Consider the following 16,062-nt stretch of genomic DNA (forward strand, 5'->3'; position numbering starts at 1 on the left):
TGCCGGGTCATATCATCGCCACACAGCCCACCATCGTCGCAAGGATGATGAAGGCAAACAACATGATCATATGGGGCACGCGTAAAAACCTCCTGCCATCGGGGATCAAATCACGTTAACATAATCGCCGAAAGCTGGCGTCCATAGTCCGGTTCGCCGCGCAATGTGGTACGACGATAACTGTAAAACAGGTTTTCTTCGGCCAAGGTATCGCGCGCGAGCAATTCAACAATACCAATGCCGGTATCGCAGGTCCGCCGGTAAACATATTGCGGCAAATCGAACATATAATGCCCATCACGTATCGAGAGATCAAACAGATCGTCATCGCCGCGCGGGCCGGTTAGAATTTTATCGCGAAACCCGCTATCAACTTCGTAGGACGCCCGGCCAATGCAGGGGCCAATCGCGGCAACAATGTTGGCGCGTGTCGCCCCTAATTTCTCCATTGCACAAACAGTGCTTTCGGAAATACCGGCAAACGACCCACGCCAGCCCGAATGAGCCGCCCCGATAACACGCTTGACCGGGTCATAAAACAAAACCGGGGTGCAATCGGCGGTCAAAATGCCCAGCATCACATTTTCACGGTCCGTCACCATGGCATCGGCACGCGGGGTTTCTTTGCGCGTCAAGGGCCGTTCAAGATGGGCGACATCAATGCCATGCACCTGGTAAACCGTGGTCAACCGGTCATCACTGGTGCCAAATGCCGCAGCCGCCCGTTTGCGGTTTTCCGCCACAACATCATGATCGTCATCAGATCCAAAACCCACATTCAACCCGGCATGAATACCGTTACTGCATCCCCCCTTTCGGGTGAAAAAACCGTGTTTCAGGCCCTCAATCCCACCAAGGCTTTTGGATTCCAGAAACAGAACGTTTTCGTCATCGGGTTGGGTCACACTCACATGATCAGACATCAGCATCCTCCGCCCGGCAGCACCCGGTTATAAACAGACCATAACAACGCACAATCGAACCAACCAACCTAACCTTCGACCCCGCTTACGCACGGGGGCGGTGCGGTTTCCCGACCATAGGCGATCAACACTTTAAAAAGTGTTCCCATCTGATCGGCATCGACCAAACGTTTCAACGCGGCATCAATGGCCGTTGCCTGATCCGGGGTGGCGGATTGTTTTAAAAGATCGGCACGCGCCTCAATGCCCAGCATTTTTAAAAATGTGCCCTGCCCCAAAACAGCCCCGGTGCGGGCATCGGCCTGGTCAAAAGTGCGCGACAACGCCCCAAAATCGACATGGGTGGTCAAATCGGCATCGCCGGGGTTGGACAATACCGGGTGAAATTTATGCTGGCGCAAGGCCTGTAAAGTATCGCCAAAGCCGCTATGGGCGTGGCCATAGTCGATCACCAACGCCGCCCCGCCATCGCGGTTAATACGGCGTGCAATCTGATCGGCAATTGAAATGGCCTGCATTGATGTTTCAAAAACATCATTTACCTTGGCCGTACCGCGCAAGGTTACCGGCACCAGCGCATCGGTCATCGGGGCCACCCCTCCGGCAACAAAACACAAATCATCGGTGTCACTGGCAATGGCAACCAGCCGTTCGCGCCAGCCATCCTTGGTAAATTGAAACTGGCGCACCGGCAGGGCATCAAAAAATTCGTTGGCAATCACAATAACCGGCGCGTTTTGCGTATCGGGAATTTGATCAAAACTGTCATGCCAAACGGCAGGAATACCATATTCCATAATCGCGGCTTGCTGGCGGGTCCGCAACACCGGGCTGGTTTCCACAAACCGTACTGTTACCGCATCGGCAAAGCCCGGCACATTACGCACCGCACGCAAGGCATCGGCCATCAGGGTGCCGCGTCCCGGCCCCATTTCCACCAGATGCAACCGCGACGGGCTGCCCATTTGCTGCCAGGTCACAGCGGCCCACAGGCCAATCAGTTCGCCAAACATCTGGCTGATTTCAGGGGCGGTGACAAAATCGCCCGCCGAACCAAACGGGTCCTGCTTGCGGTAATATCCCCATTGCGGATGGGCCAGGGCATCGGCCATGTAATCGGCCACGGTTATCGGCCCGGCAATCGCAATGCGGCGTTTCAAATGGTCCAGAAGCGGGCTGACGGCTTTGTCTTGGTCGGTCATAATATCAGGATTTTGCCGTTTTGGTTTTGCTATCATCTACGGGTTTGGTGCCGACAAGCGGCGGGCGGCGCAGGCCATAAAGGGCAACCCCGGCCCCCACCAGAACCATCGGCACCGACAAAAGCTGCCCCATTGTTGCACCAAACATCAGATAGCCAAGTTGCTGGTCTGGTTGGCGGAAAAATTCGACAATGATCCGGCAAATGCCATAGCCCGCCAGGAATGTGCCGCCCACAACACCGGGGTGCGCGCGCATTTTTTCACTGCGCGCCAGGGCAAACAAAATACAAAACAGGGCAATGCCTTCCAGCCCGGCTTCGTAAAGCTGGCTGGGGTGGCGCGGTTCAGGCCCGCCGCGCGGAAACACCATGCCCCAGGGCACATCGGTGGTGCGGCCAAACAGTTCGCCATTGATGAAATTGGCAATCCGGCCAAAAAACAGGCCAATCGGGGCGGCTGCCGCCACCGCATCGACAACCCCCAAAAACGAAATGCCGCGGTGCCGGGCAAAAAAGAAAACCGCAAGAATAACCCCCAGCATCCCGCCATGAAATGACATGCCGCCTTCCCATACCTTAAGGATATGCGACGGGTTCGCCAGATAAAAATCCAGATTGTAAAACAGGACATAGCCTGTCCGCCCGCCCAGAATAACCCCAAGGGTTGCCCAGAACAGCAAATCATCAACCTGGTTGCGGGTCATGACATAGGGCGGTTTGTTGATATAGGCCAGGGTATAGCGCCACCCGATAATCAGCCCGGCAATATAGGCCAGGGCGTACCAGCGGATCGCAATCGGGCCAATGGCAATGGCGATAGGATCGATTGCCGGAAAGGCAAGACTGAGCATCGGGGCGAACTCCGTTCGGATGGCAAATTTGCGTTAGCGCCCTGATCAATCAGCACAAGGCGGCAGGAACATGGCACTGTCACGCCACCATGCCAGAAAATGTCCTGACCAGACGTGACATTATTTAAATTTAATCCTATCAGGATTTAGCGAAACGGATCTTCCGTCGCAAGGAAGCCCTGCACATATTGGCGAACCCCTTCTTCCAGCGGCGTCATCGGCGCGTCATAGCCACGGGCACGCAGCTTGGACATATCTGCCTCGGTGAAATACTGATATTTATCGCGAATGGCTTCGGGTGTGGGCACAAATTTAATGTCCGGTTCCTTGCCCATCGCGGCAAATACCGCCAGTGCCAAATCCTTGAAACTGCGCGCCTTGCCCGTGCCGACATTAAACAGGTCGGAAACATCGGGGTGGTCATACAGCCACAAAATAATGTTAACAACATCGCCCACCCAGACAAAATCGCGCAACTGCCCGCCATCTTCATAGTCGGGATGGTGCGATTCAAACAGCGTTGCCTGTTCACCTGCCGCCAGTTTGTCATGCATTTGCGACACAACAGATCGCATACCACCCTTGTGATATTCATTGGGGCCATAAACATTGAAAAACTTCAACCCGGCCCATTGTTTGGGACGAAATCCGTTTTGATCCAGAATGCGGCGAAACCGCCGGTCCGTTGCATGTTTGGACCAGCCATAGGCGTTTAGCGGCTGCAATTTTGCCAGTTCATCCTGTTCGAACATATCGGCAAAGCCCTGCTTGCCATCGCCATAAGTGGCGGCAGAGGACGCATAAATCAGTCGTGCACTGTGGCGCGAGCACCATTCCCACAAAAAAGTCGTCAGTTTGAAATTATTGGCAACAATCTTGTCGGCATCGCGTTCGGTGGTCGCCGAAATGGCGCCCATATGAAAAACCGTGTCGATATCGTTGGGATGGACTTCCAGAAAGGCGGGAAGTTCATCGGGGTGGATAATGTCGCGCAATTCGCGTTTGGCAATATTGCGCCATTTAATGCCGTCGCGCAGACGATCCACAATAACAATATCGGTTTCACCGCGTTCCTGCAGGGCAGCAACAATGTTGGACCCGATAAACCCGGCTCCGCCCGTAACGATAAGCATCGTGTTCTCCTGCTTTTGCGGCACCCGTCAGGCCATCAGCCTTGCGCATGCGATCAACTGTTTTGCTGGTCGCATTTATAGGCATACCAACGCCACAGGGCAAGGTAACTGCATATCACAAAACAGCTATATGTGTTCGCCGCTTGCCCCGAGCGGCCATAGCGCCATATTATAAGACACAGGATTTAAAACCGATTTACCAGCCGGAGCATAAAATGCAGATCAACAACCGCCTTCTTGATGACCTTACCCGCGTAACCAACAGTGCCTTGGGCACCATGACCGGGATCAAAGGCGAGGTTGACGCCCTTGTGCGCCAGCAATTTGAAAAGATCCTGATCAATATGGATCTGGTCACGCGCGAGGAATTTGACGTGGTACGCGATATTGCGACCAAAGCAACCCAGCGCGCAGAAACCCTGGAAACACAGGTTTCCAGCCTTGAAGACCGCCTTGCCAAACTTGAAGCGGCAGCAACACCGGCCCCAAAAGCCGCCAGTAAAGCGCCTAAAACCACCAAGGATACATCAGCCCCCGAAAGTTAAGCCCCAAATAGCGACAGATGGCAGGTGGCAGGTGGCAGGTGGCAACAAAAATTTTATGTCCCGCCGTAAAAAAGGTCCTGTCGCCATCGGGTGTTAGCTGAAGCACCCCACAATTCAACCGGCGGGCTTGGTCATGCGTAATGACAAATGCCGTTTGCCCCTGTATCCACAGTGGTTGCAAGCGAACGGCGAGCGCCCTATAGTGCGCGCCCTTTGGCGCTACAAACTGATTGAATTTATATGAACGACCTGATGCAGGATAACGGCGAAATAGACGACGACAATCCGCTGTTGCTTGTCGAGGATATCGCCCAGACCAACCAATGGAATCTGGAACGACGCAGCGCTGACGAAATCGTTGTCGAAATCCCGGGTCACTGGTGCACCTATCTTGTTTATTTTACGTGGCGCGATGATGCCGAAGCGTTGCACATTGCCTGCTGCTTTGACCTGTTTGTGCCCGATCCCATCCGCCCGCGTGTGTATGAATTGCTCGCCAAGTGCAATGAGCAATTGTGGATTGGCCATTTCGGCTTGTGGCTGGATGAAAACATGCCGCTGTTTCGCCACACCTTGCTGTTTGGCGGCGATGTACCGCCTGCGACCGAACAATTTGAAGAACTGATTGAAATCGCCATTTCCGAATGCGAACGATTTTTCCCCGCCTTCAACTTTGTTCTTGCCGAAGGCAAAAGCCCGGACGAGGCCCTTGCCAGTTCCATGCTGGAGCCCGTCGGACAGGCCTGAACCCACTGTTTTTAGCCGCAATACCGATAAAATACCTCGCGGTCGCGGGGTGTTTTGCGTTGGCTGATGCGCGCCCTGGCGGTAAATCATGGGCCGTGCAGACCGGTTTTAATCCAAAAAACATGTGCCGATTGTCGAGACCTTGCGATCAACTTGTGATCCGGGCGACTTGACCCACCTTCATAACAACGCTACGGCTTTTGGAACGTAATACCAAAACGCGTTGATTGAAACCGATCAACGCGCCCCTCAATCGGCGGGCGGGCTTCGCAAAAGCCCTTGCCTTTCGCGGCACTCGTCGCGGCGGCGCCGTCGCGCCTAACCAGACCTCCATGAGGCCTTCTCATAGAGGTCTGGTATAATATAATCGGGAATTCTTCAAATTTGCGCCAGACAGGCGGCATTGTAACGGAGCAAGACAAGACATGAAGACACGGTTGTTGCTGGTAGGCTGCGGGAAAATGGGCAGCGCCATGCTGGAAGGCTGGCTGGCACGTGGCCTGAATGCCGACAATGTATATGTCATCGAGCAGGCCAGCGCCGCAGAGGCTCTGGAAAAACGGCTCGGCGTGCATGGCATCACCGACCTTGCCGACATGCCCGACAGCTTTGTCCCGCAGGTGGTTCTTTTCGCCGTAAAGCCGCAGATATTACCCGACATTATTGATCTGTACAAACCGCTGGTCCGGGCAGAAACGGTTTTCCTGTCGGTCGCGGCCGGGCGAACCACCGGGTTTTTCAGTTCTCATCTGGGCGACACCGCCCGCATTGTTCGCGCCATGCCCAACACGCCCGCATCGGTATCGCGCGGTATGACGGTGATGTTCCCGACCGATTATGTCAGTGTTGCCCAGCGCAACATGTGTGAAACCTTGTTAGAGGCCGTTGGCAAAGTCTCCTGGATTACCGATGAAAACCTGATGGACGCGGTAACCGCCGTTTCCGGCAGCGGCCCTGCCTATGTTTTTCACATGGTCGAAGCCCTGGCGCAGGCAGGCGTTGCCGCAGGCCTGCCTGACGAACAGGCAATGCTTCTGGCACGTCAAACAGTTGTCGGCGCAGGCTTCCTGCTAGATAGCAGCCCGGAAAGCGCAGAAACTTTGCGCAAAAACGTGACCAGCCCCGGCGGCACCACCGCTGCCGCCCTTGATGTTCTGATGAACCCGCAAGACGGAATGCCCGCCCTGTTCGCAAAGGCGGTTGAAGCCGCACGGAAACGGTCTGTCGAACTGGCCGGTTAAAGCATCCGCCGGGCATGTCGCCATCAAGCCCAATCAGGTGTCTATAGGTTGCCCTTAAGGGCACCGGTTATTACCTGTTATACTAAAGCTCGTTGATCGAAACGGATCAACGAGCCCCTCAATCGGCGGGCGGGCTTCGCTAAAGCCCTTGCCTTTCGCGGCACTGGCCGCGCGGCGCCGTCGCGCCGAACCAGACCTCCATGAGTCATTCTCATAGAAGTCTGGTATTATATATTCGCGCAATCAGGTTATCGCATCAAAGGAGGCCCCGATGCCCGCCAAAAAAGATCCGAAAACGACCGTGATCACGGCAGCACTGGACCTTGCCGCCGAAAAAAGCTGGCATCAGGTTACCCTGATCGACATTGCCGGGCGGGCGGGCCTGTCGCTGCATGATCTTTATCTGCATTTCAAAAACCGCAGCGATATTCTGCGCAGCTTTACCCGCCAGATTGACCAACAGGTTTTGGCCGACCTTGACAGTAGCGATTTTGACCAACCCCGGCACGACCGGCTGATCGATGTGATCATGGCACGGTTTGATGCCCTGGCACCGCACCGTGCCGCCCTGCGATCAATTTTGCGCACCGGCGGGGATATGGGCCCGGTCGATAGCGCACGTGCAGCAAAAAGCATTTTTGCATCAATGCGCTGGATGCTGGAAGCCGCCGGTTTTGAAACCGGTGGTCTTCGCGGCAGTTTGCGGGTCGCAGGTATGACCGCGATTTACGCCCGCTGTTTTCGCCAATGGCTAAATGACGATACCCCCGACTATGGGCCAACAATGGCAACCCTTGATCGCAGCCTTGTGCGGGCTGGCGGCTGGGACCAGCAATTGGGCCAAGGCTTTGATCGTCTGGCACGGATGGGAAACCCGATACGGCAATGTTGCCCCAAAACGGCCACAGATCATACCGATGATACACCCGATGCCAGCACACCTGCTGCCACCCCCGCCTCCCGGACCGATTCCGGAACCGGGGCATCATCGTCACCCGCCTGAATTCATCCCCGGCCGGTATCCCGGAAAAGCCGATTTCAACAAAATGCTTTCGCATCCTGTGGTTACGGCCTGACACAAAAACATAACCCAAGATTTTTTGTGCAGTGCAAAATAATCCTTGACCCAAGCGCAGCATTCAGGCAAATTGTAGTTGAAATTGTGCGGCGCACAATAGCGCCTCATTAGATACCTGCCGCATTGAAAATGGAGTGCCACTCAATGACCGCCGCAAAAAAAGCTACCAACCCGTTCTTCGACGTTGACTTCACCAAATTCACAACCGACTTCAAAATGCCGGGCGTTGATATCAACGAAATGATGGCCTTTCAGCGCAAGAACATGGAAGTCCTGACCAAAGCAAACAAAATTGCTTTTGATGGCTTTCAGGCTGTTGCACAGCGCCAGGGCGAAATCTTCAAGACCATGATGGAAAAAGCAACCACTCAGGGTAAAGATTTCTCAGCCACTTCGGGCGAAACCCCGATGGCCGCTGCTGCCAAACAGACCGCTGCTGCGAAAACCGCCTATGAAGAAGCGCTGGCAAATGCCAAAGAACTTTCCGGGATCATTAGCAAATCCCAGGAAGAAGCCCTTGGCCTGTTGCAGACGCGCTTCACCGAATCGCTCGACGAATTGAAAGTTGCGATCGAAAAGACCGAAACCGCAGCGAAGTAAGTTTCTGATAACTTCCCGTTATCAAACTTCCGGCAGGGCCTTCTTGGCCCTGCCGTTTTTCTTTGTACATACACCTGTCTTACCGTCATGCACCCGCGCCGAACTTCTTTGCCCAAACTCCTGTTTAAAGCATATTTCCTTTAATATGACCCATTTTGTTTGATTTTGGCGTGTCGTTTGGCAAGGTACAGCGCGCGGCGCGATGCGGCGCATCGGGCAAGCGATGTAACGCTGCCAAACACCGCCAAAAACAAACAAAATGGGTCATATTAAAGGAAACATGCTTTAACGGACATCCCGCTTTGTGAACTTTGCACAAACCCGGCGATCACGTTATTTTGCCCGCAGAGCAACAGGAGGTTCCCATGAGCGAAATCAGTTTTGATGATTTCCTGAAAGTCGATATTCGGGTTGGTACAGTGATTGATGCCCAACCGTTCCCCGAAGCACGCCGCCCGGCCATCAAAATGTGGGTCGATTTCGGTGAAGAGGTCGGGGTGAAAAAAACATCGGCCCAAATCAGCAAATATTACACACCAGAAAAACTGATCGGTGCCCAGGTGGTTGGTGTCGTCAATTTTCCACCACGCCAAATCGGCCCGTTCATGTCTGAATTTCTATGTCTGGGCTTGCCGGATGGCACCAGGGACAAGGGCATTGTTCTGGTCCGGCCCGATCAGGGCGTCCCCAATGGTGAACGCCTTTGCTAAAGTATGTTTCCTTTAAAACAAAACAGGCCGGAATTGAGTGCGTGCACTCATACCAGCCTGTTTTATTAAATTTTAGCGCGCCAGAACCATCGCGGCTTCGCGTGTGCGCCCGACGGTGCCAGAAACCATCGTCGAGGCGGTCCTGATTTGATCAATCGTGCCCGAGAAACACTCAACAGATGTCGCCATCGACTGCATATTGACCGATACTTCGCTGGTAACCGCACTTTGCTCTTCAACAGCCGAAGAAATGCTTGTGACGTTGTTTCGAACACCCTCCATATCACTGCGGATTGATCCCAAAACCCCGGCAACCTCGCTCGCAATAGACTGAACACCGCCAATCTCGGCGGAAATCTGTTCTGTGGCCCGCGCCGCCTGTTTGGCAAGGTTTTTCACCTCGTTGGCCACCACGGCAAACCCTTTACCCGCCTCACCGGCCCGTGCCGACTCGATTGTCGCATTCAATGCTAACAGGTTAATCTGACTGGCAATGTTCTGGATCACCTCAATGATATTACCCATCGATGAAACCACATCATTCATCTTTTCGGTCGAGGCCCCTGCACTGACGGCCTTTTCAAAAACCTGATCGGTCGAACTGCGTGCCGCCGACATGCTGCGCGAAATCTCGTTAATAGAAGCCACCAGCTGTTCGGCACCGGCAGCAACGGCTTGAACATTAAGAGACGTTTCTTCCGAGGTCGAAAATGCAAATCCCGAGCGCTCGTCAAGCTGATACAGGCTTTTGTCAATTTCGGCAAAATTGGTATCAATCATCGCTTTTAGATCTATCAGCAAACTGATCTGCGCGGTGATATCGGTTGCGTATTTCACAACCTTGTACGGATTGCCGTCAGGATCAAAAATCGGGTTATAAGATGCCTCGATCCAGACCTCGCGACCGCCCTTTGCAATTCGTTTGAATTGGCGGGCAATAAAGTTACCCTGCGCCAGTTCACGCCAGAATTGCTGATATTCAGCACTTTTCGCATATTCGGGATCAACCAGCATACTGTGATGGCGTCCTTTAAGTTCGTTCAGCGAATACCCCAAAACGGACAGAAAGTTTTCATTGGCGTCAAGAATCTTGCCCTTAAGGTCAAATTCAATCACGGCCTGACTGCGGCCAATGGCGTTGACCTTGCCATCCTGCTCAAACAAATGTTCCTGACGGGCGGTAATGTCAGTGGCAAATTTAACAATTTTTACCACCTTGCCCGATCGATCCAGAACAGGGTTGTAGGTAGCCTCAATCCAAATCCGCTGACCGCTTTTGGCAATACGCGCAAAGGCTTCCCGTTTAAATTCACCAGCACGCAAATCCGACCAGAATTTCTGATACACAGGTGACCTGGCCATTTCGCTCGCAACAAAAATGGAATGATGTTTGCCCTGAATTTCATCAAGACGGTACCCCAACAAATCCAGAAAATTGTCATTGGCCCGCAGAATTTTACCATCAATGTCAAACTCGATCACAGCCTGCGATTTTTCAAGGGCCGTCAGGGTACCTTCGGCCAGGTTGCGTTTTTTGTGCGAAAAGAAATTAAACAAAGACATGACAGACCCCATCCGTTGCCGTGCCAGATATCCGAACCCGTTTCGCATCTGGCTGATTTTCCAAGGGTCAAACTAATACCATTGTATAGATCACCATACCCCCATATAGGGATAATGAATCATTCACCCCCTAAAAAATCCCACCGACCAAGAATATGTATTAATTTCAAATTCCTAACGAAAACGCGAAAATGAAAATTGCCCAATAAAAAAGGGCATCGTCGCAAAACGATGCCCTTCAGGATCTTTAAACGACGCCGGATCAGGTTTGTCGCCCTATTTTTCGACAAAGGCCTTTTCGATCACGAAGTGCCCGGGTTCATTCATATTGCCTTCGATGCCCCCCCATTCGGTCAGCATCTTGCGGGTATCGGCAATCATTTCCGGATTACCACACAGCATAAAGCGGTCATTTTCCAGGCTCGGTTTTTCCAGACCCAGATCTTCATAAATCTTGCCGGACGCCATCAGTTCGGTAATCCGGCCCTGATGGGTAAATTCTTCGCGGGTCACGGTCGGGTAATACAGCAGTTTTTGCTGCACTTCCTCGCCGAAAAACTCGTTATGCGGCAATTCATTATGAATGAATTCCTGATAGGCCAGTTCGCGCACTTCGCGGCACCCATGAACCAGAATGACTTTTTCATAGCGTTCATAGGTTTCATAATCGCGAATCACGCTCATGAACGGGGCCAAACCGGTCCCTGTCGATAACAGCCACAGGTTTTTGCCCGGCAACAGATTATCATGGATCAGGGTTCCGGTTGGTTTGCGCCCAACCAGAATTTTGTCGCCAATCTTGATGTGCTGCAACCGCGAGGTCAAAGGCCCGTTGGGGACCTTGATCGAGAAAAATTCCAGTTCTTCATCATAATTGGCACTGACCATCGAATAGGCGCGCAACAGTGGCTTGCCTTCGACTTCCAGTCCAATCATCGCGAACTGACCATTTAGAAACCGAAAACCCGGATCCCGCGTGGTTTTAAATGTGAACAGGGTGTCCGTCCAATGGTGGACATATGTGACGGTTTCTTCGTTAAAGTTGCTAGCCATAGCGCTGAATCAATCCGTTTCGACAGAAGCTTTCAATCAGACCGTGGCGGGAAAGAAATTCACGGTTCCCGACACAGTATGGATGCCAAGTTGGCGCGATTTAACATCAATCTACCGTATATCGCAAGAAAACATTCAACAAAGGTGTATTTTTATCGATCCACACCTTGATCTATATCAAATTTGTGTAAAATACTGACAGACGATATTGTTATGATTATCCGCCAACCCGCTGCGCAATATGTGGCCCACATCCCCCAAAGGCAAGCCAAACCGGGCATGTTTAGCCCTGTTGATTGGAAAAACACCAGTGCCCGCACAGAACAACGGCACTGTGGTTCATTACATTTTCCAGACCATGACCCGCCACGTTGCACGACAGGCGGCGGTTTCATGCCCGATGACACGGCGCGAGGAAAAGGCCGCTGCCAAATGCACGACTTTTTACAAGGCCCCAATGCCAAAAAAAATGGCACGATCCGCCGCAACGGATCATGCCTGAAATTTAACCTTGCAGCTTCATGCAAAACAGCCCTGAGCGTTAAGTCGAAGGATGGCCGATCGGCAAAACCAGTCTTACCCGCAGACCGCCACTCGGCGCATCTTCCAGCAGCACTTCGCCGCCATGACCACGGGCGGAATCGCGCGCAATGGTCATGCCCAGCCCAACGCCGCCGGTGGCCTGATTGCGCGATTCCTCCAACCGGAAAAACGGCTTGAAAACGTCTTCACGCTTTTCTACGGGGATACCCGGGCCATCGTCATCAAAAATGACTTCGAAATCGTTACCGCGCCGCCCCGCCCGGATCGACAGATTGGCAGCATAACGCCCGGCATTGCCAATAATATTGGCGACACAACGGCGAACCGATTGACGGCGCAGTTCCATCATCTGGTTGTCTTCAATATGCAGATCAATCTGCTGTCCATCACGCAATGCCTCGCCCACCAGATCGGTTAGCAATTTGCCAATGTCGGTTTCAACGGCCTGCTCGCCTTCTTCCCCGCGGGCAAATGCCAGATAGGCATCCACCATCCGTTCCATATCAAGCACATCCTGCTTTAACGCTTCTACGCCAGGCGACATGCCCTGCATGGCCAATTCCAGCTTCATGCGCGTCAACGGTGTGCGCAAATCATGCGACACCCCGGCAAGCAGGGCGGTGCGTTGCGACAGATGGCGCTGGATACGATCGCGCATAGCAATAAAGGACGCCGCCGCAAGGCGCACCTCGGATGCACCTTCGGGTTTGAAATCATCCACACTCACCCCGCGCCCGAACTGATCTGACGCCTTGGCAAGACGGCGGATCGGGCGCACCTGGTTGCGCATGAACAGCACAGCAACACCGTAAAGAATAAGGGTCGTGCCCGCGATCCACATAAAGAAGATATAGGTGGTCGATGTGTAAAGACGCTTGCGCGGGGCAACAATTGACAACACCCCGTCGCGCAACTGCACGCGAATTTCCAGCAAGCGGTCATCAATTTCCATATCAAAATAAAATGGCCGGTCGAGGCGTTCCTTAAGGGCGACATACAATTCCTCGGACACCAGCCCATATGGTGGCGCGGTGATTTGTTTTTCCAGAATGGCATCTGGTTCAAAAACAACATCAAGCTGCATCCGCCGACGCACATTATCAACCATCTGATTAAAATGTTCGGGATCGGGATATTGACCGATATAATCCACCACATAAGCCACATCGCCAGCTAGGCCCCGGCTCAGCTGGCGGGCAATGGTATCCCAGTGCCGCTCGAAAAAAATCAGAACCGTGACGATCTGCAACAAAACCATTGGCGTCATCAGGATCAGCAAGGAACGTCCAAGCAGGCCCTTTGGCAGCAAAGATTTGATCCATCCGGAATAAACGTTGCCCAAAACCATCACCCTTTATCGATTTGATCGACCATTAATCGCGTCCACTGCATTGCAGCAGTTCAATCTGTATAAAGGACATATCCCCGACCGCGTACTGTCTGCAAGTATCTTGGCTGTTTGGGATCATCTTCGAGTTTGCGACGCAACCGTGTGACCTGCACATCAATGCTGCGAGATGCCGCAGGATCGCCGCTGCCAGTGCCCCCGATCAAATCAAAAAGCTGTTCGCGCGAGGTTGTCTGCCCGGTACGGCGCGCCAGGGCAATCAGCAGGTCCTGCTCGGCCGTGGTCAGATAAATATGTTCGCCGTTACGCTGTAAAACCATGCGCTCCATGTCAAACCGGAAATCGCCAAAGGCAACCTCCGGGATTTCTTTTTCCCGGGAGTCTTCTGTTTCAGGCCGAACACTGTATCGTCGCAAGATTGCCTCGATGCGCAAAACAAGCTCGCGCGGTTCGAACGGTTTGGCGAGATAATCATCGGCCCCGGCTTCCAGCCCGGAAATGCGGTCCTCGGTTTCCGACAGTGCCGTCAACATCATGATCGGCACGGTCATGCCGCCCTCACGCAATGATCTTGCAAGGTCAACGCCGCGTTCGCCCGGCATCAACACATCGATCACCAGCAAATCAAATTCCAGCCCCTCAAGGCGGGCGCGGGCCTCGGCAGCATCACGGGCAACGGTAACCATAAACCCGTTTTCGCCCAGATAGCGCTTTAGCAAATCGCGCAATCTGTCATCGTCATCCACCACCAGAATATGCGGCGACCCGATTTCGACCATTCAATCCACCTTATATATACTCATTCAGTCATCGCATCAAAATGCTGTGCCGATTACTGCCGCACCGGCCACAATATAATCTGGCACCCCGGCCACGCAAAGGGGCATGGCATGGCTTAACACATACCGTCATTCCGGGTTACTGTCGCACCTGTTTAACCCTGGCGCCGCCGCAACCCGTTGGGCAACAGCTCGTCTTCAAACCGGGCACGATCACCCGCGCCCAGCATCCCCAGCATCACCTTGCGAAACCCTTCAACAGCTTCTGCCCCGGCTTCGCGATAGGCATTGGCAATCAGGGTACGCTGGTTTTCCGACAATTTACGCTCAAGTTCCTCGCCTTTTTCCGTCACCGTCAAAAGACGCTGGCGACGGTCCTGAATCCCGGTTTTCTGCTCGATAAAACCTTCGCGCACCAACTGGCCCAGCACGCGTGATAGCGACTGTTTGGTGATTTGCAGGATCGCCAAAAGATCGCTGACATTGATGCCAGGATTACGGCTGACGAAATGAATGACCCGATGATGCGCCCTGCCGAAATTATATTGCTCCAATAACAAGTCGGCTTCGGCCGTGAAATCACGATAGGCATAAAACAACAGTTCCATGCCCTGACGAAGCTCTTCCTCGCGCAGGAAAAGCGGATTGACCTTGCGTGTCGAGATATCTGCCATGCTGTTCCGTTATGTCAGTTATATTGACATATTAATCTATGAATGTTACTTCGGCTACATGTTTAGGGACATAAAGTTACGTTCTTGCGACCCTTTTAAATGGAATTTGGCAAATGACGACTCCTACCTTTGATGACCGCGACGGTTTTATATGGTTTAATGGCGCACTCAAACCCTGGCGCGAAAGCACAACACATGTGCTGAGCCATGCATTGCATTATGCCAGTGCTGTGTTTGAAGGGGAACGTGCTTATAACGGTAAAGTTTTCAAACTGGCCGAGCACGGCGAACGCCTGATCAATTCGGGCAAAATCCTCGACATGACCATTCCCTATAGCTCGACCGAGCTTGACGACGCGGTGATGGAAACGCTGAAAGCCAACAACATTGTTGATGGCTATGTGCGCCGCATCGCCTGGCGCGGAAGCGAAATGATGGGTGTTGCCGCCCAGACCACCAAAATCAATGTCGCCATCGCCACATGGCAGTGGCCCAGCTATTTCAAACCCGAAGAACGCCTGAAAGGCATTCGTCTGGACCTGTCGAAATGGGCCCGCCCGGCACCGAACACCGCACCGATCCATGCCAAGGCTGCCGGCCTTTACATGATTTGCACCCTGTCCAAACATGAAGCCGAGCGCAAGGGCTATGCCGATGCCATGCTGCTTGATTATCGCGGCCATGTTGCCGAAGCCACCGGGGCCAATGTGTTCTTTGTCAAAGACGGCAAACTGCACACACCAACCCCGGATTGTTTCCTGAACGGTATTACCCGCCGTACTGTTGTCGCTCTTGCCAAGGCCCGCGGTATTGAAGTCATCGAACGTACCATTCTGCCAGAAGAAATGGCCGAATTTGAAGAATGCTTCCTGACCGGTACCGCTGCCGAAGTCACTCCCGTTTCCGAAATCGGTCCGTATAAGTTCACACCTGGCCAGATTTCCAAAACCCTGATGGAAGACTATATGGCATTGGTGACCGGCGAAAAAGAAGCCGTCGCCGCCGAATAAATCAGCCCTTATTGCCAGCCAAATTCCACGCAACCAGGTCCGGCGCACTTCACTTGTGCCGGA

The 16,062-nt window shown here is 53.2% G+C and carries 17 protein-coding genes; 8 read left to right on the forward strand and 9 right to left on the reverse strand.

Annotated features, from left to right (window positions below; genetic code table 11):
- Window positions 1–110: 110 nt before the first annotated feature.
- From pgeF to rfaD, 4 genes are all read right to left on the reverse strand, one after another.
- Window positions 111–923 carry a peptidoglycan editing factor PgeF gene (pgeF, locus tag AAC086_RS05910; RefSeq protein ID WP_339776482.1) on the reverse strand — a complete coding sequence of 271 codons (813 nt, stop codon included), beginning with the start codon at window positions 921–923 and terminating at the stop codon, window positions 111–113.
- A 68-nt stretch (window positions 924–991) separates the two neighbouring features.
- Window positions 992–2,125 (reverse strand): SAM-dependent methyltransferase, encoded by a 1,134-nt coding sequence (locus tag AAC086_RS05915; RefSeq protein ID WP_339776484.1) that lies wholly within the window; start codon window positions 2,123–2,125, stop codon window positions 992–994.
- A gap of 4 nt (window positions 2,126–2,129) precedes the next feature.
- Window positions 2,130–2,975 (reverse strand): prolipoprotein diacylglyceryl transferase, encoded by an 846-nt coding sequence (gene lgt, locus AAC086_RS05920; protein WP_339776485.1) that lies wholly within the window; start codon window positions 2,973–2,975, stop codon window positions 2,130–2,132.
- Window positions 2,976–3,121: 146 nt separating this feature from the next.
- Window positions 3,122–4,108 carry an ADP-glyceromanno-heptose 6-epimerase gene (gene rfaD / locus AAC086_RS05925; protein ID WP_339776487.1) on the reverse strand — a complete coding sequence of 329 codons (987 nt, stop codon included), beginning with the start codon at window positions 4,106–4,108 and terminating at the stop codon, window positions 3,122–3,124.
- Between the two features lie 215 nt (window positions 4,109–4,323).
- Here rfaD and AAC086_RS05930 point away from each other — a divergent pair, with 215 nt between their 5' ends.
- The 6 genes from AAC086_RS05930 to AAC086_RS05955 all read left to right on the forward strand — a co-directional run bounded on the left by AAC086_RS05930 (window position 4,324) and on the right by AAC086_RS05955 (window position 9,029).
- Entirely contained in the window at window positions 4,324–4,653 is a 330-nt protein-coding gene (locus AAC086_RS05930) for an accessory factor UbiK family protein (RefSeq protein WP_339776488.1), read from the forward strand.
- Between the two features lie 240 nt (window positions 4,654–4,893).
- The gene (locus tag AAC086_RS05935; RefSeq protein WP_339776490.1) at window positions 4,894–5,400 is read left to right on the forward strand and encodes a YbjN domain-containing protein; all 507 of its coding nucleotides are present in this window, start codon (window positions 4,894–4,896) and stop codon (window positions 5,398–5,400) included.
- 425 nt (window positions 5,401–5,825) lie between these two features.
- On the forward strand, window positions 5,826–6,641 hold the full coding sequence (gene proC / locus AAC086_RS05940) for a pyrroline-5-carboxylate reductase (RefSeq protein WP_339776492.1): 816 nt from the start codon (window positions 5,826–5,828) through the stop codon (window positions 6,639–6,641).
- A gap of 271 nt (window positions 6,642–6,912) precedes the next feature.
- The gene (locus AAC086_RS05945) at window positions 6,913–7,644 is read left to right on the forward strand and encodes a TetR/AcrR family transcriptional regulator (protein ID WP_339776494.1); all 732 of its coding nucleotides are present in this window, start codon (window positions 6,913–6,915) and stop codon (window positions 7,642–7,644) included.
- Window positions 7,645–7,863: 219 nt separating this feature from the next.
- Entirely contained in the window at window positions 7,864–8,319 is a 456-nt protein-coding gene (gene phaP, locus AAC086_RS05950) for a TIGR01841 family phasin (protein WP_339776497.1), read from the forward strand.
- A 365-nt stretch (window positions 8,320–8,684) separates the two neighbouring features.
- Complete coding sequence (locus AAC086_RS05955; protein ID WP_339776499.1) at window positions 8,685–9,029, forward strand: tRNA-binding protein; 345 nt, start codon at window positions 8,685–8,687, stop codon at window positions 9,027–9,029.
- Window positions 9,030–9,101: 72 nt separating this feature from the next.
- Here AAC086_RS05955 and AAC086_RS05960 read toward each other — a convergent pair whose 3' ends face one another.
- Window positions 9,102–10,592, reverse strand: coding sequence for a PAS domain-containing methyl-accepting chemotaxis protein (locus AAC086_RS05960; protein WP_339776501.1), 1,491 nt, complete (start codon window positions 10,590–10,592; stop codon window positions 9,102–9,104).
- A gap of 276 nt (window positions 10,593–10,868) precedes the next feature.
- On the reverse strand, window positions 10,869–11,645 hold the full coding sequence (locus tag AAC086_RS05965) for a ferredoxin--NADP reductase (RefSeq protein ID WP_339776504.1): 777 nt from the start codon (window positions 11,643–11,645) through the stop codon (window positions 10,869–10,871).
- A gap of 310 nt (window positions 11,646–11,955) precedes the next feature.
- Between AAC086_RS05965 and AAC086_RS05970 the strand changes: the two genes are divergently transcribed.
- Entirely contained in the window at window positions 11,956–12,147 is a 192-nt protein-coding gene (locus AAC086_RS05970; RefSeq protein WP_339776507.1) for a hypothetical protein, read from the forward strand.
- A 39-nt stretch (window positions 12,148–12,186) separates the two neighbouring features.
- On the opposite strand, the gene AAC086_RS05975 is transcribed toward AAC086_RS05970, so the two are convergent.
- The 3 genes from AAC086_RS05975 to AAC086_RS05985 form a co-directional block, all read right to left on the reverse strand.
- Window positions 12,187–13,530: an ATP-binding protein gene (locus AAC086_RS05975; RefSeq protein WP_339776509.1), complete on the reverse strand. Its 1,344-nt coding sequence runs from the start codon at window positions 13,528–13,530 to the stop codon at window positions 12,187–12,189.
- A 59-nt stretch (window positions 13,531–13,589) separates the two neighbouring features.
- Complete coding sequence (locus tag AAC086_RS05980; RefSeq protein ID WP_339776511.1) at window positions 13,590–14,315, reverse strand: response regulator; 726 nt, start codon at window positions 14,313–14,315, stop codon at window positions 13,590–13,592.
- Window positions 14,316–14,470: 155 nt separating this feature from the next.
- Complete coding sequence (locus AAC086_RS05985; protein ID WP_339776513.1) at window positions 14,471–14,989, reverse strand: MarR family transcriptional regulator; 519 nt, start codon at window positions 14,987–14,989, stop codon at window positions 14,471–14,473.
- A gap of 113 nt (window positions 14,990–15,102) precedes the next feature.
- Between AAC086_RS05985 and AAC086_RS05990 the strand changes: the two genes are divergently transcribed.
- Entirely contained in the window at window positions 15,103–15,999 is an 897-nt protein-coding gene (locus AAC086_RS05990) for a branched-chain amino acid aminotransferase (RefSeq protein ID WP_339776515.1), read from the forward strand.
- Window positions 16,000–16,062: the final 63 nt, after the last annotated feature.

Origin of the sequence: uncultured Thalassospira sp. (assembly GCF_963976115.1) — a bacterium.
Classification (GTDB): Bacteria; Pseudomonadota; Alphaproteobacteria; order Rhodospirillales; family Thalassospiraceae; genus Thalassospira.

Excerpts from the sequence above, each read along its gene's own strand:
- pgeF (WP_339776482.1), bottom strand. The coding sequence starts at position 923 with ATGTCTGATCATGTGAGTGTGACCCAACCCGATGACGAAAACGTTCTG.
- AAC086_RS05915 (WP_339776484.1), bottom strand. The coding sequence starts at position 2,125 with ATGACCGACCAAGACAAAGCCGTCAGCCCGCTTCTGGACCATTTGAAA.
- lgt (WP_339776485.1), bottom strand. The coding sequence starts at position 2,975 with ATGCTCAGTCTTGCCTTTCCGGCAATCGATCCTATCGCCATTGCCATT.
- rfaD (WP_339776487.1), bottom strand. The coding sequence starts at position 4,108 with ATGCTTATCGTTACGGGCGGAGCCGGGTTTATCGGGTCCAACATTGTT.
- AAC086_RS05930 (WP_339776488.1), top strand. The coding sequence starts at position 4,324 with ATGCAGATCAACAACCGCCTTCTTGATGACCTTACCCGCGTAACCAAC.
- AAC086_RS05935 (WP_339776490.1), top strand. The coding sequence starts at position 4,894 with ATGAACGACCTGATGCAGGATAACGGCGAAATAGACGACGACAATCCG.
- proC (WP_339776492.1), top strand. The coding sequence starts at position 5,826 with ATGAAGACACGGTTGTTGCTGGTAGGCTGCGGGAAAATGGGCAGCGCC.
- AAC086_RS05945 (WP_339776494.1), top strand. The coding sequence starts at position 6,913 with ATGCCCGCCAAAAAAGATCCGAAAACGACCGTGATCACGGCAGCACTG.
- phaP (WP_339776497.1), top strand. The coding sequence starts at position 7,864 with ATGACCGCCGCAAAAAAAGCTACCAACCCGTTCTTCGACGTTGACTTC.
- AAC086_RS05955 (WP_339776499.1), top strand. The coding sequence starts at position 8,685 with ATGAGCGAAATCAGTTTTGATGATTTCCTGAAAGTCGATATTCGGGTT.
- AAC086_RS05960 (WP_339776501.1), bottom strand. The coding sequence starts at position 10,592 with ATGTCTTTGTTTAATTTCTTTTCGCACAAAAAACGCAACCTGGCCGAA.
- AAC086_RS05965 (WP_339776504.1), bottom strand. The coding sequence starts at position 11,645 with ATGGCTAGCAACTTTAACGAAGAAACCGTCACATATGTCCACCATTGG.
- AAC086_RS05980 (WP_339776511.1), bottom strand. The coding sequence starts at position 14,315 with ATGGTCGAAATCGGGTCGCCGCATATTCTGGTGGTGGATGACGATGAC.
- AAC086_RS05985 (WP_339776513.1), bottom strand. The coding sequence starts at position 14,989 with ATGGCAGATATCTCGACACGCAAGGTCAATCCGCTTTTCCTGCGCGAG.
- AAC086_RS05990 (WP_339776515.1), top strand. The coding sequence starts at position 15,103 with ATGACGACTCCTACCTTTGATGACCGCGACGGTTTTATATGGTTTAAT.